The organism is Pedobacter sp. G11 (assembly GCF_003860265.1).
GTDB classification, from domain to species: domain Bacteria; phylum Bacteroidota; class Bacteroidia; order Sphingobacteriales; family Sphingobacteriaceae; genus Pedobacter; species Pedobacter agri.
In genome coordinates this window covers 2945477-2971255 of the sequence record NZ_CP034190.1, presented here as the reverse complement: position 1 = coordinate 2971255, position 25779 = coordinate 2945477, and the positions used below count along the sequence as shown (strand labels likewise).

Annotated in this window: 19 protein-coding genes and 1 tRNA gene; 3 read left to right on the top strand and 17 right to left on the bottom strand. The window is 35.8% G+C overall.

All coding sequences use genetic code 11. The features are described 5' to 3' along the window. The first annotated feature begins 366 nt into the window (after positions 1-366). Together EA772_RS12890 and EA772_RS12885 are read left to right on the top strand one after the other, a co-directional pair. Entirely contained in the window at positions 367-1227 is an 861-nt protein-coding gene (locus EA772_RS12890) for an RNA polymerase sigma factor RpoD/SigA (protein ID WP_010601359.1), read from the top strand. 402 nt (positions 1228-1629) lie between these two features. Then, entirely contained in the window at positions 1630-2289 is a 660-nt protein-coding gene (locus EA772_RS12885) for an ATP-binding cassette domain-containing protein (RefSeq protein WP_124913584.1), read from the top strand. Positions 2290-2349: 60 nt separating this feature from the next. Here EA772_RS12885 and EA772_RS12880 read toward each other — a convergent pair whose 3' ends face one another. The 8 genes from EA772_RS12880 to EA772_RS12845 form a co-directional block, all read right to left on the bottom strand. Next, on the bottom strand, positions 2350-3213 hold the full coding sequence (locus EA772_RS12880) for an AMP nucleosidase (protein ID WP_010601357.1): 864 nt from the start codon (positions 3211-3213) through the stop codon (positions 2350-2352). Positions 3214-3308: 95 nt separating this feature from the next. Continuing rightward, entirely contained in the window at positions 3309-4577 is a 1269-nt protein-coding gene (gene clpX, locus EA772_RS12875; RefSeq protein WP_370878396.1) for an ATP-dependent Clp protease ATP-binding subunit ClpX, read from the bottom strand. Next, entirely contained in the window at positions 4531-5238 is a 708-nt protein-coding gene (clpP, locus tag EA772_RS12870; RefSeq protein WP_010601355.1) for an ATP-dependent Clp endopeptidase proteolytic subunit ClpP, read from the bottom strand. The genes clpX and clpP overlap by 47 nt, the downstream gene beginning before the upstream one ends. Positions 5239-5392: 154 nt before the next feature. Beyond that, positions 5393-5749 (bottom strand): four helix bundle protein, encoded by a 357-nt coding sequence (locus EA772_RS12865; protein WP_124913583.1) that lies wholly within the window; start codon positions 5747-5749, stop codon positions 5393-5395. A gap of 73 nt (positions 5750-5822) precedes the next feature. After that, positions 5823-7172, bottom strand: a complete 1350-nt coding sequence (tig, locus tag EA772_RS12860; RefSeq protein WP_124913582.1) for a trigger factor — start codon at positions 7170-7172, stop codon at positions 5823-5825. Positions 7173-7243: 71 nt separating this feature from the next. After that, positions 7244-7325: transfer RNA gene (locus EA772_RS12855), tRNA-Leu, on the bottom strand. 288 nt (positions 7326-7613) lie between these two features. Next, on the bottom strand, positions 7614-7919 hold the full coding sequence (locus EA772_RS12850) for a hypothetical protein (protein WP_124913581.1): 306 nt from the start codon (positions 7917-7919) through the stop codon (positions 7614-7616). A gap of 136 nt (positions 7920-8055) precedes the next feature. Further along, positions 8056-8853 carry a helical backbone metal receptor gene (locus tag EA772_RS12845; protein WP_116169968.1) on the bottom strand — a complete coding sequence of 266 codons (798 nt, stop codon included), beginning with the start codon at positions 8851-8853 and terminating at the stop codon, positions 8056-8058. A gap of 133 nt (positions 8854-8986) precedes the next feature. Between EA772_RS12845 and EA772_RS12840 the strand changes: the two genes are divergently transcribed. Further along, entirely contained in the window at positions 8987-10075 is a 1089-nt protein-coding gene (locus EA772_RS12840) for a major royal jelly family protein (protein WP_246833926.1), read from the top strand. Here the strand turns inward: EA772_RS12840 and EA772_RS12835 are convergent. The 9 genes from EA772_RS12835 to EA772_RS12795 form a co-directional block, all read right to left on the bottom strand. Next, a complete protein-coding gene (locus EA772_RS12835) occupies positions 10062-10757 on the bottom strand; it encodes an ABC transporter ATP-binding protein (protein ID WP_124913580.1) in 696 nt (231 codons plus the stop codon). The two genes, EA772_RS12840 and EA772_RS12835, sit on opposite strands and share 14 nt — an antisense overlap. Before the next feature lie 51 nt (positions 10758-10808). Further along, entirely contained in the window at positions 10809-13232 is a 2424-nt protein-coding gene (locus EA772_RS12830; protein WP_124913579.1) for an ABC transporter permease, read from the bottom strand. 78 nt (positions 13233-13310) lie between these two features. Continuing rightward, positions 13311-15710, bottom strand: coding sequence for an ABC transporter permease (locus tag EA772_RS12825; protein ID WP_124913578.1), 2400 nt, complete (start codon positions 15708-15710; stop codon positions 13311-13313). A gap of 66 nt (positions 15711-15776) precedes the next feature. Then, on the bottom strand, positions 15777-18155 hold the full coding sequence (locus EA772_RS12820; RefSeq protein ID WP_124913577.1) for an ABC transporter permease: 2379 nt from the start codon (positions 18153-18155) through the stop codon (positions 15777-15779). Between the two features lie 67 nt (positions 18156-18222). Then, a complete protein-coding gene (locus EA772_RS12815; RefSeq protein ID WP_124913576.1) occupies positions 18223-20598 on the bottom strand; it encodes an FtsX-like permease family protein in 2376 nt (791 codons plus the stop codon). A 67-nt stretch (positions 20599-20665) separates the two neighbouring features. Then, on the bottom strand, positions 20666-23035 hold the full coding sequence (locus tag EA772_RS12810; RefSeq protein ID WP_124913575.1) for an ABC transporter permease: 2370 nt from the start codon (positions 23033-23035) through the stop codon (positions 20666-20668). 206 nt (positions 23036-23241) lie between these two features. Continuing rightward, positions 23242-23940 carry an ABC transporter ATP-binding protein gene (locus EA772_RS12805; protein WP_010602884.1) on the bottom strand — a complete coding sequence of 233 codons (699 nt, stop codon included), beginning with the start codon at positions 23938-23940 and terminating at the stop codon, positions 23242-23244. Between the two features lie 8 nt (positions 23941-23948). After that, entirely contained in the window at positions 23949-24341 is a 393-nt protein-coding gene (locus tag EA772_RS12800; RefSeq protein WP_124913574.1) for a hypothetical protein, read from the bottom strand. A 5-nt stretch (positions 24342-24346) separates the two neighbouring features. Then, complete coding sequence (locus EA772_RS12795) at positions 24347-25618, bottom strand: efflux RND transporter periplasmic adaptor subunit (protein WP_124913573.1); 1272 nt, start codon at positions 25616-25618, stop codon at positions 24347-24349. Positions 25619-25779 lie beyond the last annotated feature (161 nt).

The following is a 25779-nucleotide window of genomic DNA, read 5'->3' as shown; positions in this document are numbered from 1 at the left end:
ATAGACGTATACTTAACTTGGTGAATAAAATCATATAATTATTAGCAGACATTTGCTTTATCTTCCAAAAAAGAAATTTAATAATCGTCATATATTTTTAATAATTACCAAACAAACATAAATAATAAATTATTACAAATCAAAATATATTTATTGATTTACAATAAATAATAAACGGATTTCAATTAAATTAGAACAATATTAATAAATACAGACAAAAACTTTCTTGGAATGATTTTTGTTGTAAGTAAAACTGTAAAAAACATGTGCAAACGGCAACATTTTCAGCATTTTATCCTTTCGGATTGCTATACAATTTCGTAACTTTGCACACTTCAACAATTAAAGAGCACACAAAACGTATAAATGAGACAACTCAAGATAACGCAATCCATTACCAACCGTGAAAGTCAATCGTTAGATAAGTACCTACACGAAATTGGTAAAGTAGATTTAATAACAGCAGAGGAAGAGGTAATTTTAGCAAGAAAGATTCGTGAAGGCGATCAAGCTGCATTAGAGCGATTAACTAAAACCAACTTACGTTTCGTTGTATCTGTTGCAAAGCAATATCAAAATCAGGGTTTAACTTTAGGTGATTTAATTAACGAAGGTAACTTGGGTTTGATCAAAGCGGCAAAACGTTTTGATGAAACAAAGGGTTTCAAATTCATTTCTTACGCTGTTTGGTGGATTCGTCAGTCGATTTTGCAGGCTATTGCTGAACAAAGCCGTATTGTTCGTTTACCTTTAAACCAGGTAGGTTCATTAAGTAAAATCAGTAAAGCTTTTTCTAAGCTAGAGCAGGAATATGAGCGTGAGCCATCGCCGGAAGAATTAGCAGATATCCTAGAAACCACAGTTGACAAGATTTCTGACACACTAAGTAACTCTGGCCGTCACGTATCTATGGATGCGCCATTTGTTCAGGGTGAAGAAAATACATTATTAGATGTATTGGAAAACCACGAACCTAATACGGATAGTTCATTAATCAATGAATCATTATCAGAAGAAATTAAACGTTCTTTATCTACCTTAACGGAGAGAGAAAGAGAAATCATCGTTTTATTTTTTGGTTTAGGATCAAATCATCCACTTTCATTAGAAGAAATTGGGGAAAAATTTAACCTTACCCGCGAACGTGTGAGACAAATTAAGGATAAAGCTTTACAACGTTTACGTCATACTTCTAGAAGTAAAATCTTAAAATCTTATTTAGGATAATTATTCCATTTGGAATATTCACAATACTTAAAAGATCGACAAAATTGTCGGTCTTTTTTTGTTTAGCATGCTTCTGAGTTTTTATTTATATTTAAACATGTCTGTAGCACTATTTAAAAAATCCATGCTGGTATACAAACCTATTGTGTTTTGGAACATTTTAGTTAGTCTCATGATTGGTCTATTTTTTATAATTGATGGTTACAGAAACCCCGGGCCTTATGTTATGATCATAATCATGAAACCCATTGGATGGATATTTTCAATTATTATCGAACGCTTTTTTTTGAGCAAATATTCATACTTCTATAAAAATCAGGGATTAAGATTTCGCAGAATTTTCAGCAACATCATTATTTATGATATCGCTATGCTGTTTACCATTATCATAACATTTCTTTTATGCAGGGACTTTTTATTGACAGTGTTACCCAAAGCTTTAATCAACAAGCAATATTAAATGGCGTTTTTATAAATTGTAAAATTGGGGAAACTGTTGGCTTGTTAGGCAGAAATGGCAGTGGTAAATCAACCTTACTTAAAATAATATTTGGCAGCCTGAAAGCCGATTTCAAATTCTTAAAAATTAACGATACAATAACTGACAAAGGGTATCTTTCTCAAAACCTCTCCTATCTTCCGCAGGATAATTTTATACCTTCAAAACTTACAGTTAAAAAAGCGATTGAGATATTCTGCAATACGCATAAAAATGAATTGCTGAAAATTGAATCGATTGCAAGTAATCTTAATTATAAGTTTAGGGAACTTTCTGGCGGAAACCGAAGATTTATCGAAGCCTTAACAATCATTTATAGTGATGCTGATTTTGTGCTCTTGGACGAACCATTTTCTCAACTAGCGCCACTTATGGTTGAGGAATTAAAACGACACATCAATCGTATAAAAATACACAAAGGCTTTATTGTAACCGACCATTATTACAATTCTATAATTAACATTGCTGACAGGATAGTATTGCTACACAATGGCTGTAATTATCATATAAAAGATTCCAAGGATTTAATTCTTCATGGCTATCTACCAGAGCCGAAAGATTAAAATTTTAGGCAAAAAAAAAGACCGGCTAACCGATCTCACATAAATAACAACAACACTTACTTAAAACAATAAGTGTTTAACCGTTAATCCATTATTAATCAATTGCTTTAAAGAGTCGATACCAATTCTCAAATGTGTTTCTACATACTTTTCTGTAACCGTACTATCGCTTTCTGCAGTTTTAACACCTTCAGGAATCATCGGCTGATCTGACACTAGTAATATTGCACCAGCTGGAATTTTGTTAGCAAATGCAGTGGTAAATATTGTTGCAGTTTCCATATCAACAGCCATCGCCCTCAAGGTTTTCAGGTATTTTTTAAATTCCTTGTCATGCTCCCAAACCCTTCTGTTCGTAGTATAACAGGTTCCCGTCCAGTAATCTCTACCGTGATCGCGAATGGTAGTGGAGATCGCTTTCTGTAAAGCAAAGGCTGGCAATGCAGGAACCTCAGCAGGCAAGTAATCGTTTGATGTTCCTTCTCCCCTAATGGCTGCAATAGGCAGAATCAAATCACCTAATTGATTTTTCTTTTTCAGTCCGCCACATTTACCTAAAAACAAAACAGCTTTAGGTTTAATCGCCGTTAACAAATCCATCATAGTTGCCGCCAACGGGCTACCCATACCGAAGTTGATAATGGTAATGCCATTCGCAGTAACACTTTGCATTGGCTTATCTAAACCCATGATAGGTGCATTGTCATTCCATTCAGAAAACATGCTTACATATTTACTAAAGTTGGTTAGCAGAATATAGTCACCAAATTGATCTAACGGTCGGCCTGTATAACGAGGCAACCAGTTTTTAACTATTTCATCTTTTGATTTCAAGCCAGATTTAACCGGACTTTCTACTTCTTTTACTCGTTTTGATTTTCCTACAATCGTTTCATCTTTTTTTACGTCTTTTTCTTCATTCATATTTTAATAGCATTGAGCATAGCGCTGGGCGCATAGCGTTAACAAATATTATATTAAAAAAAATCCCCCCGCTTTCGCGAGAGGATTTGATTTTTTTATGCAGCTTGTAACTTTTTAAAGTCGGCCTTTTCAAATTTTTCTATCGCATAATCGAGATTGATGTGCAATTCCTTGACATCCGTCTGCGTAGGTGTATCAAACATCGCGTCAAGCATAATCGCTTCGCAAATCGATCTTAGACCACGAGCGCCCAACTTATATTCCATTGCTTTATCAACAATAAAATCTAAAACATCATCTTCAAAAACTAAGTTAACATCTTCGTAAGCAAAAAGCTTGATGTATTGTTTAATTAATGAGTTTTTCGGCGCCGTCAATATATTACGTAAAGATTCTTTATCCAGCGGATTTAAGTGCGACAGCACCGGAATACGACCAATCAATTCAGGAATTAATCCAAACGATTTTAAATCCTGCGGCGTGATGTATTTGTAAAGGTTTTTAAGATCTAAAACAGCTTCGTCTTTCTTCACCTTATAACCCACTGCCTGCGTACGTAAACGGTTCGCAATTTTACGTTCTATACCATCAAAAGCACCACCGCAAATGAATAAAATATTATTGGTGTTTACAGGAATCATTTTTTGGTCTGGATGTTTACGCCCGCCTTGAGGTGGAACGTTTACCACAGTACCTTCCAAAATCTTCAATAACGCTTGCTGAACGCCTTCGCCTGATACATCACGGGTAATGGACGGGTTATCGCTTTTACGGGCAACCTTATCCACTTCGTCGATATATACGATGCCACGCTCTGCAGCAGCAACATCATAATCAGCAGCTTGAAGTAAACGTGTTAAAATACTCTCCACGTCCTCTCCTACGTAACCTGCTTCAGTTAAAACTGTTGCATCGCAGATGCAGAATGGTACGTGTAATATTTTAGCAATGGTTTTAGCTAAAAGTGTTTTACCTGTTCCCGTTTCGCCAACCAACATGATGTTAGATTTTTCAATCTCAATCTCGTCTTTATCAATTTTTTGATTCAAACGTTTGTAATGGTTGTAAACTGCTACAGATAACACTTTTTTCGCATCATCCTGACCAATCACATATTGATCCAAGTGTTGTTTAATTTCTAAGGGTTTAAGCAGAGAAATTGCAGCCTGAATATTTTTTGTGTTTTTGGTACCTAATTCCTGAGCAAGCAATTGATTGGCCTGGGTTACACACTTATCACAGATAAATGCATCCATACCTTCAATTAACATTAAAGTTTCATGCTTGCCAGAATGGCAGAATGAGCAACGGGATTCTTTATTTTGTTTCGCCATCTTTTTTCGCGTTTCTCGATAAAACTTCATCAACCATACCAAATCCTTTTGCCTCATCGGCAGTCATCCAGTAATCGCGATCTGAAGCTCTCTCTACCCAGTCATAAGTTTGGCCAGAGTGCTCTGAAATAATATCGTATAATTCTTTCTTCAATTTTAACATCTCTCTCAAGTTGATCTCCATATCTGAAGCCACACCTTGTGCACCTCCTGATGGTTGGTGAATCATTACTCTTGAGTGAGGTAAAGCAGCACGTTTTCCTTTGGCACCAGCAACCAATAATACAGCACCCATTGAAGCAGCCATACCGGTACAAATTGTGGCCACATCTGGCTGAATATATTGCATGGTATCATAAATACCTAAACCAGCGTAAACAGAACCACCCGGAGAGTTAATATAAATCTGAATGTCTCTATCTGCATCGGTTGATTGTAAAAACAATAACTGTGCTTGGATGATATTTGCATTCTGATCATAAATCGCATCACCTAAAAAGATGATACGGTCCATCATTAACCTCGAGAAAACATCCATTTGCGCAACATTAAGCTGGCGCTCCTCAATAATATAAGGCGTCATGCTTTGAGGATTCATGTTCGCCTGTGCTATAAATTTATCTACGTGTAAACTGCCAATCCCTTGATGTTTAACGGCAAATTTTCTAAATTCTTGTGGATCTATGTTCATTTTAATGAGTTTTTTTAGCAGAGGGCATAGAGTTTGATGTTCCTGTCCCCATAGGTTCGTGAATAATAAAAAACCAAAATATAAATAATATTTTAATTATAGTTGGTTAGTCAAAGAGTATACCATACCAAATTTGCTGACAATATAGCACTCATTATTTCAAGCTTTTTGAAAAACTAGAAATCATCCTGGCTAAAACATCTAAATCCTCCAACAAATCTGCCAGCTCCTTGTCAGAAACCAACAACCTTTTATTCAGAACTAGAATGATATTGGCATTTTCAAATATAGATCGATGTGCGTAGTTCAAAAACCTTTTAAAGTCGAGATTAGAATTTGATCCCGATCCTTCTGCAATATTATTAGATACGCTAAGAGCAGCTCCTCGAAGCTGCTCTGCGAATCTAAACTTTTTTATTTCTTCTAATTTCTCAGAAATATCAATCAATCTATTACCTACAATAATAGCTCGCTGCCAAATTAATAGGTCTTGAAATCTAAATTTTGCCATTAAGCAAAATAAGATTTTTAATTGTTATTCAAACATGGCATTCAAAGCTTTTCCGCTCCATGCACCATGCCAATTACTTCTTATCTAATTCAACAAATTTATCGTAATCAATATCTTTTTGATCTAAAGTAACGATGGTTTTAATTTGTTCGAAAGTTTTAGCAGCTTTTACTTCTTCAAATGTGCGGTTTGCATTTTCTTTATCCTGCAAGAATTGAACTGCATATTGCGCCAATTGATCTTCTGGAAGTGGGCTTGGGCTATACATTCTAAATTGTGCATCTAATTTAGCTTTAGCAGCAGCAACAACATCCTCATATTTAATTTCGATGCTATTATCTTTAATGATTTTATTTTCGATCAAAGTCCATTTAAGGTTTTTAGCGAAATCATCATAACCTTCTGCCAATTCTTCATCAGTTAACTTTTCGTTTGTTGCTTTTAACCAACGACGTAAAAATTCATCTGGCAAATCAAAAGAATGTTTTTCTAAAAGCGCTTCGTAAATATCGTTTGATAATTTACGTTCAGCATCTTGTGTAAACATACTTTCTACTTCTTCCTGAATTTTAGTTCTGAAACCAGCCTCATCAGTTACAGTACCTTCACCAAATAATTTATCAAAAAATTCCTGGTTTAAATCTGATTCCTCTAAGCGATTTACGTTTTTAACCGTTAACTGGAAGTTAGATTTTAAATCGGCTGCATCTTCTTCAGAAATGTTTAATGCTTTAGCAATCGCCGCAGTATCTTCAAAAACTGTCTGAATATCAACAGTTACAACATCATCTTTCTTTAAACCAACCAATGATTTCAATACTTTCTTATCCTTAATTAAATCTAAACGGATAGTTGCAGTATTAGAAATTCCACCTTCGAAAACAGAGCCATCAGTACCTAACTGTACCAACTCAGCATACAAAACATCACCTTCGGCAGCAACCTCAGGGTTAGTCATTTTACCATAGCTGCGACGGATGTTTTTGATACGACTTTCTAGAGTTTCCTGATCCGCTTTAACTACATATTGAGTAAACTTATCTTTTGAAGAAATATTTACATCAAACGCAGGTGCTAAACCCAACTCGTAATCAAATTCAAATTCATCTGTATTATCCCACTTAAATTCGCGGGCATCATCCATTTGAGGAAGTGGTTGACCTAAAATTTCTAATTTTTGCTCCGTAATGTAATTAGATAAAGTATCGTTTAACAAGTTATTAACTTCTTCTACCAAGATACTTTTGCCATACATTTTCTTAATGTGAGCAGCAGGAACCATTCCTTTACGGAAACCTGGTAATTGTGCTTTTTTAGCTTGGTCTTTTATTGCCTTTTCTACTTTTGCACTATAATCAGCAGGTGCGATTTTGATTTTTACAACAGCATTTAAGTTGCCGGTTTTTTCCTGTGTAATATTCATTTCTTTCTGAATCTTGTTTTTAAAAACAAAACCGTTCCGATGTTTAAATCGAAACGGCCTTTATCTTGTTGTGCGGAAGAAGGGACTCGAACCCCCACGCCGTGAAGCGCCAGATCCTAAGTCTGGTGCGGCTACCAATTACGCCACTTCCGCAGTTAGGATGTTGTAAGGACTGCAAAGATAGAAACTAGATTGAATAATCAAAAGGTATCTATCATAATTTATTAAATATTTTCACGTAAAAAAGCTAAGTGGTTAATTTTGAACGAGAATAGTTTGTAAAAAATATTCAGAAAAGCAATTGTTGTACTATTATTTCACTCCTGTCCTGCTTTTTGCTTCAAGGCCCGATGAAAAAATCGGGCGCTTTTCGCGTCAATCAGGTTTAGCTAACCCAAAACCATGCAACTATTTATGATTATCTTCGACAGGCTTAATAACCTACTTCATCACCACTTCCGATACTTCAATCAATTCCGGTCCACCTTCTAACGGATAACCTTCCACCTTAGTGCCTCTCAAAGTAACCTGCCTGTCTACATAAGTATCTAAATTTAGACTACTGCTTCTTAAGGCGTACGGTTTTCCACCATAAGTAATGCTATGCGTGCCGTATTGAAAGGTTGTCATTCCAAGCTTTGTAATTCTTCCTTCAATTGAAACCGTTTCGCCACTGGAAGCCGACCTCATAGAACCGCAGCCAAACATCATCACGACAAATAATGATAGTAAAAGTATTTTTTTCATAATGGGTTAATCTGGTAAGTTAAACTTATTAATTATTAAACATAAATTGATTGATAAAGTTCTTGAATTGGATTATAAATGCAATACTGGGAGGATATTACAAATCGCGTATAACTAATATCCAGACTAGCTCAACTCAATAAAGTTCCTTTTGAAACTCAAAAAAATACTGAACAGCTTTCACCAATCTGCTGCCATACCAGCTAAACATTTCACCATCCACCAATTTGATCGACACATTTGGGATGGCTTTTTGTATTTCTTCAATATGTTTTTCGGCAAAAGGGTAAGGCTCAGAAGAGAGTAGAATTAACTGAGGATTTAAATATTTTAGTTTTTCAAGCGTAATTGTCGGGTAGCGCTCATGATTGATCACATTTGTCATCCCATTTGCAATTAAAACATCGTTGATGAAAGTATTTTTACCCGCCGCCATATACGGTTTCCGCCAAATGAGGTAGGCAACTTTTTTATCGATTTGATTTTGCAAGGCCAGTGTTTTCAGATCATTGAAACCAGCAGAAATTAAATGGTTCAAGTAGGCTGCTTCAGGCTCACGATCTACCAACTCCCCTATTTGAGTGATGGTTTTCATCGCATCATTTAATGTGAAAATATCGCTCATCCAAACCGGAAAGTGTTCTGCAAGTTCTTCTATATCACTTTGCGTATTTTCTTCCTTGTTACCGATAATCAAATCGGGCTTCAAATCTTTGATAAGATCGATGTTCAGCTTTTTCGTTCCGCCAACTTTTGTGCGTTCAGCAAATTTCTCTATTGGATGAATGCAAAATTTAGTTAAACCAATAATTTCATGATCTAAACCTAAATCAAATAGGAGTTCAGTTTGAGAGGGCACAATGGAGACAATCCTTTTGGGAGGAAAATTAATCAGGATTTCATTCCCCATCTGATCAGTAAAAGACTTCTGCATAAACAAAGGTAAGGATAGAACGGAGATTACATGACTAAATCTAAAGGCTTATTGAAATACTTAAGTTAATGAGATGAAACTTGCAAACATTAAATTTAAAATCAGGTTAATCTTATAATAAATTGCACCCACAATGAAAAAAATTATCCTGCTTTTAACTGTAATTATTAATATCTGCATGAAAAGTAATGCACAAGAGCTGCTTGAAGTTGCATCCTTTGAAAAAAACCAGCCCATTGGCGTAACAGTCTCCCCGGTTTCAAATCGATTATTTGTTTCATTTCCAAAACATGAACCTTATTTATACGGCTTAACTGAAATTGTAAGTGGGAAGCGGAAAGCATTTCCTGACCTGGAATGGAATAAAATCGACAGTATTAATACTCAAAACCATTTTGTAAATGTTCAGGATTTATATGCTGATCAAAATAATTTTCTTTGGGTATTGGATTCAAAACCCTCCGGTGGTTCATCAGTATTTGGAGATTCTGGTAAAAGCAAAACAGGTCAATTTAAACTTTTAAAAATTGATTTAAAGACAGATAAAGTGATTAGAATTTACGAATTCGATGATTTGCCAAAAGATAAAAGCGGTTTAAACGATCTGGTAGTTGACACTGATAAAGACCTTGCCTATCTATCAGATCCTGGTTTGAGTGCCGTAGTGGTGTTGAATTTGAAGTCAGGAAAATCGAGAATAGTGCTCGAGAAAGATCAATCGACAATTTCGCAGCCCAATTTCGTTTTGAAACTTGATGGTATCAACGTGGTAGATGACAAAGGGAAGCCTTTTAATTCTAATGTTAATGGTATTGCACTGACCAAAGACAATAAATACTTTTATTTCAGAGCAATTAACCAGACTAAACTTTACCGAATTGCTACAACATTTCTCGCAGACGATAAATTAAGCAAGGAAGAGCTCTCTAAAAAAGTAGAACTGGTGGCAGAAACCGGCGTATGCCATGGTATGATTGCCGACCAAAAAGGAAACATCTACCTGAGTTCGTCTCCAGATTATTCAATTAAATATGTTTCGCCCGATGGCAAATTGCATACTTTGGTAAGCGATAAAAGGTTAAGCTGGCCAGATTCTTTTGGAATTGGTACTGATGGTTTTCTTTACCTTAGTTGCTCACAATTAAACCGGTTACCAAAATATAATAAGGGAAATGACAGAACAGCATATCCTTACCGAGTGTATAAGGTTAAATTGCCTTAGCACTGGATAATTGCACATCATCTTTAATTACGCCATCGGCTATGTGCAAAATGCGGTTACCGTAGGTAGCGTTTTTCTCGGAATGTGTAACCTGTATAATGGTTATTCCATCTTCCTGATTCAACTTTTGAAACAATTGCATAATTTCTTCAGCCTGTGCAGATTGCAAATTACCTGTTGGCTCATCGGCCAGAATGACGCTTGGCTGGGCGGCTAAAGCCCGGGCAATTCCCACTAATTGTTGTTGTCCGCCGGAAAGCTGATTTGGAAACAAGTCTTTTTTGGCTACAATATTAAAGCGATCCAATAAATTAGCAATTCTACTTGCCCGTTCGGAGCCTCCAATCTTTTTATAAAGTAAAGGTGCTTCTATATTTTCGTAAACCGTCATTTCATCAATTAAATGATATGCCTGAAATACAAAACCAATATGGTTTCGATACAATTCAATACGTTTTCGCTCATTTAAAGTGGTTACATCTTCGCCAAGAAATTCGTAGGTACCATAAGTTGGCTCTTCCAGCATGCCTAAAATATTAAGCAACGTAGATTTTCCGGCACCAGATGGTCCCATGATTGAAACAAATTCCCCTTTTTTAATTGTTGTACTAACATGGCGCAGTACATAATTCTTAACGCCCTTGTTAGAATAGTATTTTTCTATATTTTTTAGTTCTATCATTTTAGTCAGTATCAAGTGTTTAGTATCAAGTATTAGGATATGGCTTTAGCTTTATTCATATTTCAATGCGTTCACGGGATCTGTTACGGCAGCTTTTCTCGCCTGAATGCTAACTGTTAAAACCGCAATCACTATCGAAACAAGTGTGGCAAGCAAAAAAGGGATAACCGGCATATCTATCCGGTAGGCAAAACCATCCAGCCATTTTTTGATAAGAATGTAGGCAATTGGCCAGCTGATTAAATTTGCCACAACAATCAGTATCAAAAATGATTTATTTAGCAGATTTACAATCTGGATATTTGATGCGCCAAGCACTTTTCTAACCGCGATTTCTCTTGTTCTGCGTTTTGCAACAAAGGTAGAAAGCGCAAACAGCCCTAATAATGATAATGAAACCGACACCAGGCTGAACAAGACAATCATATTTACGAACCTATTGTTATCTTCTAGGATTTTATCGAAAGCATCATTCATGCTCATATAAGTCATCGGATAATCCGGATACAACAATCTCCATTCTGCCTCTATTTTTTTAATGATTTCGCCACTGTTGGCTGCATCTAAACGAACCAGCATGTTATTAGTCGTCGACGTCCCTCCCAAATGCGTCACTTTGTAAATCGTTGGCATCACTGCCTTATCGAACCCTTCATTGTGATAATCTTTAATTACGCCAACAATTTGAAATGTATATTTCCGATCATCACGTAGTAAGTCATAAGTTTTCCCAACCGGATTTTTATCAATTAATTTCGCAGCGCTCGCATTGATAACCACACTATTGGCAGTATCCTGTTTGTAGTCCTTCGAAAACAATCGACCCTGCATCACTTGAACACCCAAAGCTTGCAGAGCATCCATCGTTACCGTAACCGAATTCACCGGAATTTTATTCTCTTTATAAGTAATTACTTCGGGCGTATTGAATACATTTCCCATCACCTGTGTGCTTGTAGCAATATATTTTACTCCAGGAACTGTCCTCAACCGCTCAGCAAATTTTTCTTCGTAATTTGATTTGATGTTAATGAGATTCCCTTTTTCAAAACCTAAATCCTTATTGCTAACATATTTTGTTTGCTGATACATTACCCCAATGGCAATGATGAAAGTTACCGAAATCACAAATTGAAAAACGACCAGTATATTCCTTAAGGCAATGCCTTTTAGCCCATTCTCATAATTGCCTTTTAAAACCGAAACGGGATTATAATTTGATAAAATCCATGATGGATAAAAACCAGCAAGAAGGGTGACTAAAACAAACAAAGTAAGCAATTGCACAATCATTATGAATAATTGAGGATTATACCAAAAGCTCAGCGAGACGTTAAAATTTTGATTAAACGCTGGTAGAACCATTTCAACCAGAACTACACAAAGAAAAAGAGATACCATACTTTGCATGGCAGATTCAAGTAAAAACTGCGTTAACAACTGACCTTTGTAGGAGCCTAAAACCTTTTTAACGCCAACTTCTTTCGCTCTTTGGACAGATTGTGCCGTTGCCAAATTCACGAAATTAATCACTGATACCAAAAGAAGGAAAATGGAAATTCCAACTATAGGCTTCAACTTATCTTTCCAACTCAACTTTAAGGTCGGATTAGCATGAACATCGGAAATTTTCAAGGCACTAAGTCCGGGGGTGTTGCCGTTCTTGTAAATATCCTTGTAATTTTTCTTTTCCTTGGCAAAGGCTGCTTTCTTGAAATTTACATATACACTTTGCAGCGTTTTATTCAAGGCCGTACTATCCACAGGACCATTCATTTTAGCATATACCTGACAAAAGTGCCTGTTACTGATGTTTTCAGGATCATGATCTTGCTCTCCGGTCCTGATGATGGCATTGAAACTAACGGATTGCGGAGTTTTAGGTTCTTTGACAACACCAGTTATGGTAAACATTTGCCCAGGATCGCTCCTCCAGATTAATAGTTTTACCGTTTTGCCTAATACTTTATCTGTACCAAATAATTTTAATGCAATGCTTTCCTTTACCACAATTGATTTTGGGGTACTTAATGCAGCCTCTGCACTTCCATGCAAAAACTGATAGTTAAAAACACTGAAAAAACTACTGTCAGCATCTTTTATCTGTTTAACTAAAATTGGATCTGCCCCATCAACTTTTACGGAATAACCTGCACTCCATTCCCAATCCTGATCTACTTTTGTTACTGCAACAGCTTGTGGAATATTTTCTCTGACCAAAGAGGCCATTCTGCTGTCGGTTGCTTCCTGCCAATGCTCTTTATTGTCTGGCGTAAAAAAATCATGTTTTTCACGGATTTGAAAAACATTTTCAAGGTCTGGAGTCCAGCTATCATAACTTTCCTCATGGTTAATGTACAAAAGCATTAACACAAAAGCAGTTAAGCCCAATGCTAAACCACCAATATTAATGGCTGCATAAACTTTGTTTTTCCAAAGGTTGCGCCAGGCGATTTTTAAATTTAATTTGAACATTTTTAGCGTTTTACGTGGTGAGTTTTAAGTTGCACGTACCAAAACCTACAACCTAAACGTATTACTTATTACTTGGATTTACTCATATTTAAGTGCATCAATTGTGTTTGCCCTAGCGGCTTTGAACGAACGTAAGCTCACAGTTATTAAAGTAATCAGCATAGAAATTACCATAGCCAACACAAAAGGCCAGATGCTCAAATCTATCCGATAGGTAAATGTTGAAAGCCACTTTGAAACAAATAAATAAGCCAAAGGCCAGGCTACTAAGTTTGCAATAAAAACCATTAGTAGAAATGAGCCATTTAACATTTTGACCAATTCGAAGGTGGAAGCACCTAAAACTTTTCTAACAGCAACCTCTTTGGTTCTTTGAGTGGCTACAAAAGAAATTAACCCAAACAAACCGATAAAGGAAATGAAAATAATAATGCCTGCAAAAACCTTGAATAAAACCCCCATCACCCTTTCTGTTTCATAATACTGACTAATATCATCATCAACAAAAGAGGCTCGGTAATAATTTTCCGGAAAGGTATTATTCCATATTCTTTCTATTTGAGGCATGATGGATTTTATTTGTTTGCTATCCATTTTCACAGCTAAATTTTGATAGTTATCTTTAATTGTGGTAATGATAATTGGTGATATGGGTTCGTGTAGGCTCAAATTATTAAAATCTTTAACCACCCCCACTAAAGTTCCTTCTTTGCCAAAAATTCTAATTTTTTTACCTAATGCGTCATTAAAATTAACCACATTTAATTTTCTTAAAGTAGTTTCATTAACCACAACTTCTTTTATGGTATCGCTTTTAGAAAATGCTTTACCGGCAACAAAAGTTAATCCGAAAGTTTTGAAGTAATTTTCATCGGCAATTTTTGTATTAGCCTGAAAATTGGCTTTTTCCGTGCCATTATATTTAAAATTAGTTTCATTATTATTGCTGGATGATGGTGGATTTCTACAAAAACTAGTCGTTAAAACACCAGGTATTTTGGAAATTCGATCTTGTAAAATTTGATATTTTATTAAGCTTAAGCTATCGTTCCGAACATTAACCAAAGCAATTGCCGAAGGGTTGAAACCTAATGGTTTCTCCCTCATATAATTCATTTGTTTCAAAACCACAAGTGTACCAATAATTAATACTACAGTGATCGAAAATTGAACCACAACTAAAACCTTTCGTAAGCTTAAACCGCCAGCATTTGCAGTAATCTTATTTTTTATGGCCAAAGCAGGACTAAAACCAGACATGACCATTGCTGGATAGAACCCTGCAAGAAAACTCACCACGATTACCAATCCAATCATAAAAACAAAAATGATTGGGTGCTGAATTATACTAAATGAAATCTCCTCCTGAAATAAACCTCTCATTCCTGGTAAGGCAACTTCGGTTAGAACACAAGCTACGAGCATTGCAAACACGCTAATGGTTAAGGTTTCGGTAAGAAATTGAAATACCAATTGCTTTCTTAAACTTCCCATCACTTTACGAACGCCAACTTCTTTGCTTCTGCTTACCGCCTGTGCAGTAGCGAGATTAATGAAGTTTATACAGGCCGTAAGCATCAAAAACGCACCAATGACACCTAAACCATAAAGTTCTTTTTTCGACATTGTTTTGCTTGAGAAATTCCCCAGGTTTTCGTTGTAATGTATATCACCCAGGGATTGAGCACTAATTTCCTGTTTAGAAATGTTATCCCTTTTAAAATATTTGTCAGAAAACTTTGGTAAAGCACCCCGAACTTCATCAATTGATACACCATCTTTTAAAAGAAAATAACATTCATCATTTGAAGATACGTTGCCCCAGTTATCGAATCTTTCATTAGGGTGTTTTCTAAAGGTTTCGTAAGAAACAACTATATTAAGTGGAAAAGAACTGTTTTGGGGCATCTCCTGTAAAATGCCCGTAACCATAAAATCATCTCGATTCTGATAATTAATAATTTTACCTACGGCCTTATTCCAGTCGCCAAAAAGTCGGGCAGCCATGTCTTTCGATAAAACCACAGAATTAGGCTGACTTAACGACTGCATGGGATTTCCTTGTAACCATTCAAAACTCATGATTTGAAAGAATTCCGGCTCTGCATAAAAAATATCTTCTAAAGTTTTAATTTTTTCCTTCCCGGCATCATCTTTTACTTTGATAATTCCACCATCTTGACAAATGGCTCCAACTTTTTCAATTTGATTTTTGAAATCATTTCGCAATGCAGCAGGTGCTGGTTTTGGCACCCCTTGAGATTCTTCAAAACCATCTGGAGAAGTCCAATTTGTTGTGATCCGAAAAATTCTATCTTCATTTTTAAAACCCTCATCAAAACTCATTTCATAACGGATAAAAATAAAAATGAGAATACAACTGGCCATCCCGATCGAAAGACCAAGAACATTAATAAAAGTATATCCCTTGTTTTTCCAAAGGTTTCGCCAGGCGATTTTTAAATTTAATTTGAACATATTAGTATCAAGTATATAGTATCAAGTAGCACGACTATCTTCGCTTTAACTTTTAATCTTTTAGCTTTATTCGTATTTCAAAGCATCAACTGGGTTTGATTTTGCCGTTTTATAAGCTTGAAAACTTACTGTGATTATAGCCATTGATAATGTAGCAATTGCTGCCACCGGCACAATCCACCAAGTAAATTCAGTGTGGAATTCAAAATTACTCAGCCATTTATTCATGGCGAAATAGCTTATTGGCACAGCGATAATGATAGCTGCAATAATCATTTTGATAAAGGAAAGTGATAACAATTGCATAAGATTGGCTACCGATGCGCCAAGTACTTTGCGTACACCAAATTCTTTAGTGCGTTGTTCTGCACTGTATGCAACCAAGCCGAATAAACCCAAACACGAAACGAAAATCGCCAATCCGCCGAAGAGATTAGAAAGTATTCCCAATGTTTTTTCAGACTTATATTTCTCCTGATATAATGAATTTATAAACTTAATTTCAGTTGGGTAAGCAGGATTAAAAGCCTTTGTAATCTTATTAATCGTTTTGATATTGCTTTGCAAGTTGTTAGCATTGTTCAATCGCATTGTAATTGTACCCGTTTGAGCAGGGTTTAGAAAAACCACCTGTGGGTTATTTGATTTATAGGGTGAATCCCAAACATAATCATCAAAAACTCCAATAATATATGCGGTAGAACCAAAAAGCATCACTTTTTTACCAATTGGATTTTTGTAGCCGAATACTTTAACGGCAGAAGCACTTACCATAAGTGCACTGGTATCTGAAGCAAAATTTTTCGAAAAATCTCTTCCCTGCAATAATTTGATTCCATTTGTTTTGATAAAATCATATGTCGTAGCCACTTGATTAAACATTACCGTATTTGCTGGCTTCGTCATTCCCTCCCACTTGATATCCATAAAATTTCGACCACGATGAGATAAACTAACGGATGATTGGTACATGGAAGTAACCGCACCAGATTTTAGTATCTCTGATTTGAATAAATCAAATTTGCCTTTTAGCGCTCCATCCTGAGGAATTTCAACTAAAGCATTTACATCAAAACCAACCGGTTTATTTTTGATGTACTGAATTTGGCGATAGATAACCAATGTGGATATAATGAGGATAATGGCAAAGCAGAACTGCCCAACAACCAACACCTGTCTTAAGCTTATATTCAAAAACCCTTTTGCGGAGATTTTCCTTTTTAAGGTTTGAATGGGGTTAAAAGCCGATAAATAAAATGCCGGATAACTTCCTGCGATTAAACCTGTGGCCATAACAATTCCTAAAATACCAATCCAGCTCGCTGTGTTGAAATAAGAAATACCTAAATTTATGTTTAATAATTGGTTAAAGGCTGGCAAACACAATTCCAACAAAGCAATGGCTACAACAACAGCAACCACAGTTAGCACCATTGATTCTGTTAAAAACTGAAAAATTAATGATGTGCGATTTGCACCGATTGTTTTCTTGATCCCAACCTCTTTGGCCCGCTTTTCTGATTTAGCCGTAGCCATATTCATAAAATTAATGCAGGCAATGAGTAAAATACCAAATGCTAAACCTATAAAGAGATAAACTTGCTCGATATCTCCTCCAACAGGTTTGCCATTTTCAAACTTCCCAAATAAATGTAGTTTGCTGGCTCGATAGAGAAAGTGTGGCTGTGATTGTGGATTTTGTGGGCTATTGGCTTTTACCAAAGTCTCAACTTTACGATTTACCAAATCAATATTTGCATCAGCATTAAGGGTAACCATGGTTACAAAACTGTAATTATTCCAATTCAGATCTTTAGCACTTTCGTCAACAATTTCGTAAAACGACCAAGGCATTAAAAAATCAAACCGGTTGGAGCTATTTTCTGGCAAATCTTTAATTACTCCAGTAATCGTTAGGTTTTCTTGATCTTGATAACGTATAGATTTATTCAAAACGTCAGTGGTTCCGAACAACGTTTTTGCTGTACTTTCTGTCAAAATAACTGAGAGTGGATTTTTGAGTGCAGTTTTTGCATCGCCTGCAACAAACTCATAATCATACATTTTAAGGATATCTGGCTCAGCAAATTTCGAATCTTTTTTATAGCTGTTTTGTCCGTTGGCAATTAAACTTTTTTTGCCATAATCCATTCGGGCCACATATTTTACTTCGGGTAAATTTTGCTTTAAAAGCGGACCAAGTGCTGTTGTTGTACCATTAAAAGTTCCGGCAATTTTATTTCCCTCGCCCGGAACATTCGTCATCGCAACAAAAACATTGGCTGAATTTTTAGCCTGCTTATCAAAATTCCATTCGTAAGAAACATACAACAACAACATTAAACAAGCCGCAAGGCCAATAGCCAAACCAATAATATTAATGAAAGAAGAGGTTTTGTTCTTCCAAAGATTCCGCAATGCGATTTTTAAGTTTAATCTAAACATATTAGTATCAAGTATTTAGTATCAGGTATCAAGGTGAATTATCGCTTTAAGCTTTCGTCTTTTAGCTTTATTCATATTTCAAAGCATCAACAGGATTAGCTTTAACTGCTCTTTTTGCCTGAATGCTTACTGTAATGATTGTTAATAGGATCGTAATTAAAGCACTGCTGATAAATGGCAGTACTGGCAAATCAATTCGGTAAGCAAAGGTTTCCAGCCACTTTTTGGTAAGAATGTAGGCAACTGGCCAGGAAATAACATTAGCCACTAGCACCATTATAAAAAATGAACTGTTAATGAGTTTGAAAATTTGAATATCACTTGCGCCTAAAATTTTACGAACCGCTATTTCTTTAATTCTACCATTCGTAATGTATTTTGCAAAGGCAAACAACCCTAATATTGCGATGAAAATGGTTAATAAAGCCGCAGCAAAAAACACAGATTGCAATTGTTCTTGCTTTTTAAAAAGTTTGCCATAAAGCTCATCTAAAAACTCGTACCTGAAATCTTCTCCATCTTTAGGATTTATTCGAGGCCATTGAGATTTCAAAGTGGCTAAAGCCGAAGCCATTTTGTTTTCTTCAATCTTCAGCATAATCTGCAGTTTCGGATTTCCACAAGGATTTTTGATTGAATAAATAGTGGGTTGAACAATGCTTTCAAATCCCTGCGCCTTAAAATCTTTAATTACGCCTACAATTTTATAATCGGTATTACAACCTCTGATTGTTTTCCCAACTGGATTTTTCATTCCATATTTGGCCACCGCACTTTCATTAATCACTGCAGAGTTTACGGTATCAGTACTAAATGATGGGGAGAAAAAACGACCTTGTTTCAGCTTAATATCCAGCGTTTCGAAGTAATCAAAATCTACATCAACAAAATCAATACTGGCTTGTATACCCTCAAAAGTGTAACCATTAGATCCATTCTCTGCACCATCTGGTACATCGGTTGCCACAGTTGCAGCTTTTATTCCATCAATTTTTAAAATGTTATCTCGAAGTGGCGCAAAATTCTCAGGTTTATTGAAATAGGTGATATTTTTGATGTAAACCACTTGATTTGCAGTAAAGCCTAAATCTTGAGTGCGCATGTATTTTAATTGCGAATTAATAATCAGTAATCCAATAATAAAAATTACGGCAATACTAAACTGAAAAACCAGTAAGCCATTTCGTAACCATGAGCTTTGTTTGCTGGTAGCAAAATTACCTTTGAGTACTAAAGCAGGCTTAAATCCTGATAGAACCAATGATGGATAGGTACCAGCGATTAAGGTTATCAAACATAAAACGAGTGGTAACTGCCAAAACAGATTGTTTTCAATTGTCCAGATCGATAGGTTAATTTGGAAAAGGTTATTGAAATACGGCAGAGCTAATTCAGCTAAAATTAGGGCAAAAATAGTTGCGGCAAAGCATTGTAGAAATATCTCTGTTAGAAATTGTGTAGTGAGCTGAAAACGATATGCACCCATCACTTTTTTAACGCCAACTTCTTTTGCTCTTTTTGTCGCTTGGGCAATGCTCAGATTTGTAAAGTTTATACAAGCAATAATGAGAATCAAAACACCCAGTACGGAAAGGGCAAGTAAAATTTTATATGGTGCATCATTACCGGCTTTAGGTCTTAGATGTAAGTTTGACAGCGGATCTAAAAATGTGGAAATACTTTTTATTTCTTCAATCGTTTTCTGGTCGGTTTCGCCTTTTAAAAGCTCTTTTCGGTATAAGTCAGTTATTTTTTGCTCCAGGTTAGCCACATCAGTTCCCGGTTTAACCTGAATGTATGTGTTATAGTTATTATAGCCATAGTTTTCGCCTTTACCCAATTCACTTGCTACGGATAAGGCATCAAAATTTATATTCGAATGCAAGTCATTTACAATCGAACCAGTTATCATTCCTGTATGACCAAGAGTACTACTTCCCATGCTTACCATTTCTGGTTTTTCATCTCTCTTATTTGGAAAAAGCGCCCTCATACTTTCTTTATTTAGATAAAAAAAGAACTCACTCTCTCCTTTTGGTTTTTGCAAACCTGTACTCGGATTTAGATTGAGGATTCTAGCCGCCTCATAATCCGAATACATAAAGCTTTTAATAAACGTTGTTCTACCCTCGTTTTTTAAAGCCAACTCAAAAGTTCCATTTTTGGTTATACCAGCCCGCACAACTTCGGGAAAGTTCTGCTTAATGGCTTTTACCAAAGGTGGAGACGTATAATTTGTCCTAAAATCAGGATAAATTCTTCCCACCACATAAATGTTTTTATAGTTAGGGTTTGATTTATCGAAACTGGTTTCATAAGTAAAATACATCACAACCAAAATAAAGGCAGCCAATGCAATAGCTAAACCACCAACATTAATTGATGTAATACCTCTATTTCTCCATAGGTTTCGTAACGCGATTTTTAAGTTAAGTTTGAACATTGTAGTATCAGGTATTTAGTATCCAGATTGGGGTTTACTTTAAACTTTTAGCTTTAATCTTTTAGCCTTATTCGTATTTCAGTGCATCAACTGGGTTGGCTTTTGCCACTTTTATGGATTGAATGCTAACCGTTAAAATGGCAATGATAACGGATAGAGAAATCGCAATCAGAAATGGCAGAACAGATATTGATATCCTATATTCAAAAGCAGACAACCATTTATTGATAATGATGTATGCTAATGGAAAAGCGATTAAGTTTGCAATAGCAACCAGCTTAATAAAATCTTTATTCAGCAGTGTTAAAATGCTTGCAGTATTTGCACCTAAAACTTTACGGATGCTGATTTCCTTTTTGCGCTGCTCTGCCATGAAAAGCGCTAAACCTAATAAACCTAAACAAGATATGAAGATTGCAAAGCCACCGAACCAGTTTGAAAGCGTTCCTAAAAGTTTTTCATTTTGGAATTTAATTTCAAATCCCTCATCTACAAATTTTCTGTTTACAGGATATTCGGGTTCTATTTGCTTAACCAATTCATCAATTTTTGAAATAGAAGTGCTAATATTTTGATTGGCATTTAGACGGACGATAATAACCTGTACATCATCCATATAACTTGGATAGAAAATCATTGGCGCAACTTTCTGATAAGCGCTTTCTACAACAAAATCTTTCACCACAGCAACATTGGTTTTTTCTGTTCCCCAATACCTGATTTTCGCTCCTATTGGATTTTTTAGCCCCATCATTTTAACCGCCGCTTCATTAAGCATAATGTTGTTGCTATCACTTTTAGATGTTGAAGAAATCTCCCTTCCAGCCACTAAGTCTGTACCTATGGTTTTAATAAAATCATCGCCAACTCCCCTATTGTTAAATAAAATCGATTCTCCTTCGGTTTTACCTTCCCAATGAACATCAGTTGTGTTGTTCCCGCTCTCGGTGATGTCTTTACTAAATGTGGTTACGTTGCTTGCTGCCCCAGATTTTAACAATTGTGTTTTAAGCAATTCCAGTTTGCTTTTTTCACCAACCTTGCCCCTCACCGCTATCTGAACCAGATTAGATTTATCATATCCGATTGGCTTGTTTTTAACATAATTAAGTTGCTGATAAATAACTGAGGTACATACAATTAAACATGCTGCAAAAACAAACTGAACCACCACTAAAACTTTTCTTATAGATACAGAAGAATCAGTTTTGATTTTTAACCCTTTTAATACTTTTATCGGTTCAAATGATGATAAATAAAGTGCCGGATAGCTTCCAGCCATAAAGCCGGTAAAAACCATTAAGCCTAAAAGCGTTGCCCAAAAAGTTAAACTTTTATAATCAATTTGTAATTCGATGTTTAGCAAATTATTAAAGTAAGGCAAGCTCACTTCAACCAAAATAAACGCCATCACACCCGAAATGATGGTTACAAAAACCGACTCGAGCAGGAACTGCCCTACCAAAGATTTTCTTGTTGAGCCTATTGCCTTGCGAATACCTACTTCCTTCGCTCGGCGCTCAGACCGGGCCGTAGATAAGTTCATGAAATTTACGCAGGCAATCAACAAAATACAGAAAGCCAATAGTAGAAATATTTTAAGTTGCTCAATTTTCCCGCCAACTGATTTCCCATTTTGAAAATCATCGTACAAGTGCCATTTGGTGTAAGGATGCAATAAAGCTTCTGCTGTATTTCCTTGCTGGTTTCGTTTGTAAATATTTTTTATGCTTGCATTTGCAACGTCAAAAAACTGGTTATCTTCCAACTGAGCCACAGTTAAACACATATTATTACCCCAATTTTTATCTTTTGCCCAAGGCTCTCTTTGAATAAAAAGCGACCATGGCATTAAACATTCAAAAATCATGGAGTTGTTGGCAGGGATGTCTTCGATTATGGCTTCAACTTTTAAAACATCTTGATTATCAAGCTTAACCGTTTTATTGATTGGCTCTTCATTACCAAACAATTTCTTTGCGAAAGATTCTGTTAAAATAATAGAATTAACATTTTTTAATGCCTCTTCCGGATTACCTTTTATAAATTTATAATCGAATATTTTAATGAAAGAACGGTCGGCAAAATTTACCCTCGAGTTGATTCTTTTTTCACCAACGGAAATTAATTTTGTAGATGGATAAGTAGTGTGTGAGGCATATTTAACTCCCGGAATTTTAGCAGCAACTTCTTCCGCCATTGCATTTGGTGTCCACGCCCAACTAAAAATTTTGCCATTTGCAGGAGCATTCTGATAAACAACATAGGTTTTATCGCTATTGGCAAAATCTTTATCAAAACTCCATTCGTAGGCTACATAAAGCAGCAATATCATGCAGCTTGCCAGTCCAATGGCCAATCCTCCAATATTAATCAGAGAGAATCCTTTATTCTTCCAAAGGTTCCGCAAAGCGATTTTTAAATTTAATTTGAACATCTTTTGAGTTTTACGTGGTAAGTTTTAAGTTATAAGCACAGCACGTAAAACCTAAAACGTATGACTTTTAACCTTTGAGCGCCTTATCCGAATCTTCCCATCCAGGAAGATTTCGGTGGCTTATCATTAAACTAAAACTATTTTTAAAGGTGAAAGGCTCAACCGTGTAGGGTCTAAGGCACTTACATATTAATCTTAAACATTTCTTATATCAATTCCTCGTTCCTGCTTTTATTTATCTTTTCAGAAATTACATGACCATCTTTCAGGTTGATAATTCTGTTTGAGAAACTGGCGTCGTGGCTCGAATGCGTAACCATTACGATGGTGGTTCCGGTTTCGTTTAATTCGCAAAGCAATTCCATTACTTCATTACCGTGCGAACTATCGAGGTTACCGGTTGGCTCATCGGCTAAAACCAACTTCGGTTTGGTAACCAAAGCCCTTGCAACCGCTACACGTTGCTGCTGACCACCAGAAAGTTGTTGTGGAAAGTGACCGCTACGGTTTACGATGTTCATTCTTTCGATGATTTCATTCACCAATTTCTTGCGTTCACCTGCTGGTATTTTATTGTAGATAAGTGGCAATTCGATGTTTTCGAAAACGGTTAACTCATCAATGAGGTTAAAATTCTGGAAAACGAAACCCATATTTCTTTTTCGGAAATTAGAACGTTCTCTATCATTTAAGGTTAAAAGTTCGGTGTCAATAAATTTGTAGCTGCCGCTTTCAGGTTTATCTAACAAACCCATTACATTCAATAAGGTCGATTTTCCACAGCCAGATGGTCCCATGATGGAAACAAATTCACCTTCTTTTACATGAAGATTAATACCGTTTAGTGCTGTAGTTTCTACTTCTTCAGTTTTGTAAACTTTTTCCAGATTTTCTATTTTAATCATGAGGCAACTTATTTGATGGTTAGTTTAACATTGTTTTTTTGTGCATTTTTCAATTCTACCTCAAAATCCTTTTCTCCAAGTTTTTTGTGATAAATTTTAAATGTATATAATCCAGGTTGTAATTGTAATTCGTTAGTTTCTGCCTTTAATGCTAAATTAAATTTGACTTTACCATCCCGTATCAATTCAACTTTTTCGAGCAAAGCTAAATCTCCGATTATTGTGAAATCAGCTTTAGCAATCTTCGCATTAGCATCTTTTCCCGATTTACTGTAAATATTCATTTCATAACTTATACCGTCCTTATTATCAATCCAGTTGGCTTCCTTTTTAAAGATGCTTTGCGCACTCGCTAAATAAGAAAAGCAAGCTAAAATCATCGTCATCAAAAATTTATTCATGTTATTTATTTATTAATTTCTACCTGATCATATTGGTTAAATTGGTCGTAAGACGATGTAATTACTTCATCACCTTTGGCTAAACCTTCTAATATTTCGTAATACAGGTAGTTTTTCCTGCCAATTTTCACATTTTTCTTAGTTGATTTACCATTGTTTACCACAAATACCCACGAACCGCCAGTACTTTGAAAAAACTGACCTTGAGCTAGTAATAATGATTTACTGTTATCAGATAAAGTTAATTTTGTTTGTAGCGATAAACCACGACGCAGACCTTCTGGGGCAGCACCTTTGAAAATCATTTCGACCTGGAATTGTCCGGCCGTTACCTCTGGAATTACCTTGCTCACGGTTAGGTTGTATGTTTTGCCATTAAATTCGCAAGTAGCGGTTTGTCCTTCTTTAACACGGTTAATGTAATATTCATCAACACCAGCCTGAAGTTTATATCCTTGCAAAACATCAATTTTTCCAATCATTTCATTTGAGTTATACGATTTACCAATCACCGGGTCGTAAGATGATAATTTACCTGAGACGGGAGCTTTAATTGTCATATTTTCGATGTTACGGCGAATCATTTCCAAGCTCTCATTCATCTGCCCCATCGATTGGTCGATTTGAGAAAGCTGCATTTTACGGCTTTGATTTTCCTGTTTAATCGCCTGACGAACGATTTTAAGTTTGCCTTGATAATATTCGTAATCCTGACTCGATTTATTAAATTCTTGCTGTGTGATCACCTTTTTTGCAAACAAAGCACTGTCGATTCTGTACTGACGGATTGCTGTACGCAGATTATTTTCAACATCTAAAACATCCTGATTTAGAATCCTTTGATTTTGCTCTAAGTCTAATCTAGATTTACGCAACTGATTAATTTGTTCGGTAGCCGCTGTTTGTTGAGAGGTATAGCCCATCATGGCGTTAGAGTTTTCTATTCTTAAAAGCGGCGTTCCTTTTACCACAGATGCACCATTTTCGGTAAAAATCTGCGCAACTGTACCTCCTTCTGATGAACTTACAATTACAGATGTTAATGGAACAACACTTGCATTAAGTAAAACTACATCTTCAAAATCGCCGTATTCTACTTTGCTGATGGTTAGTTTATCGGCATCAGCACTGTAGGTTTTTTTTAATGATAAAGTGTAGCCATAAATTACAACTGCTACAAAAGCAATTGCGCCACCTATCATTATTAATGTTTTGGTGCTAAATCTTTTCTTCTCTATCTTTTTGTCCATTGTTCGGTTGTACTGTTCGATTGCCATTATGCCAAGCTTGTGCCAAACCCGAAAAACATATTTAAAGCACTAATTATCAGATAATTAAAAGTTTTTATAATTTTAAGCTGTTCATTTTCGAACAGTTTATGTGCGAGAGCGGACAGTTTGAGTAAATTTGCCCCCCTGCCCCCTGAAGGGGGAGTTAA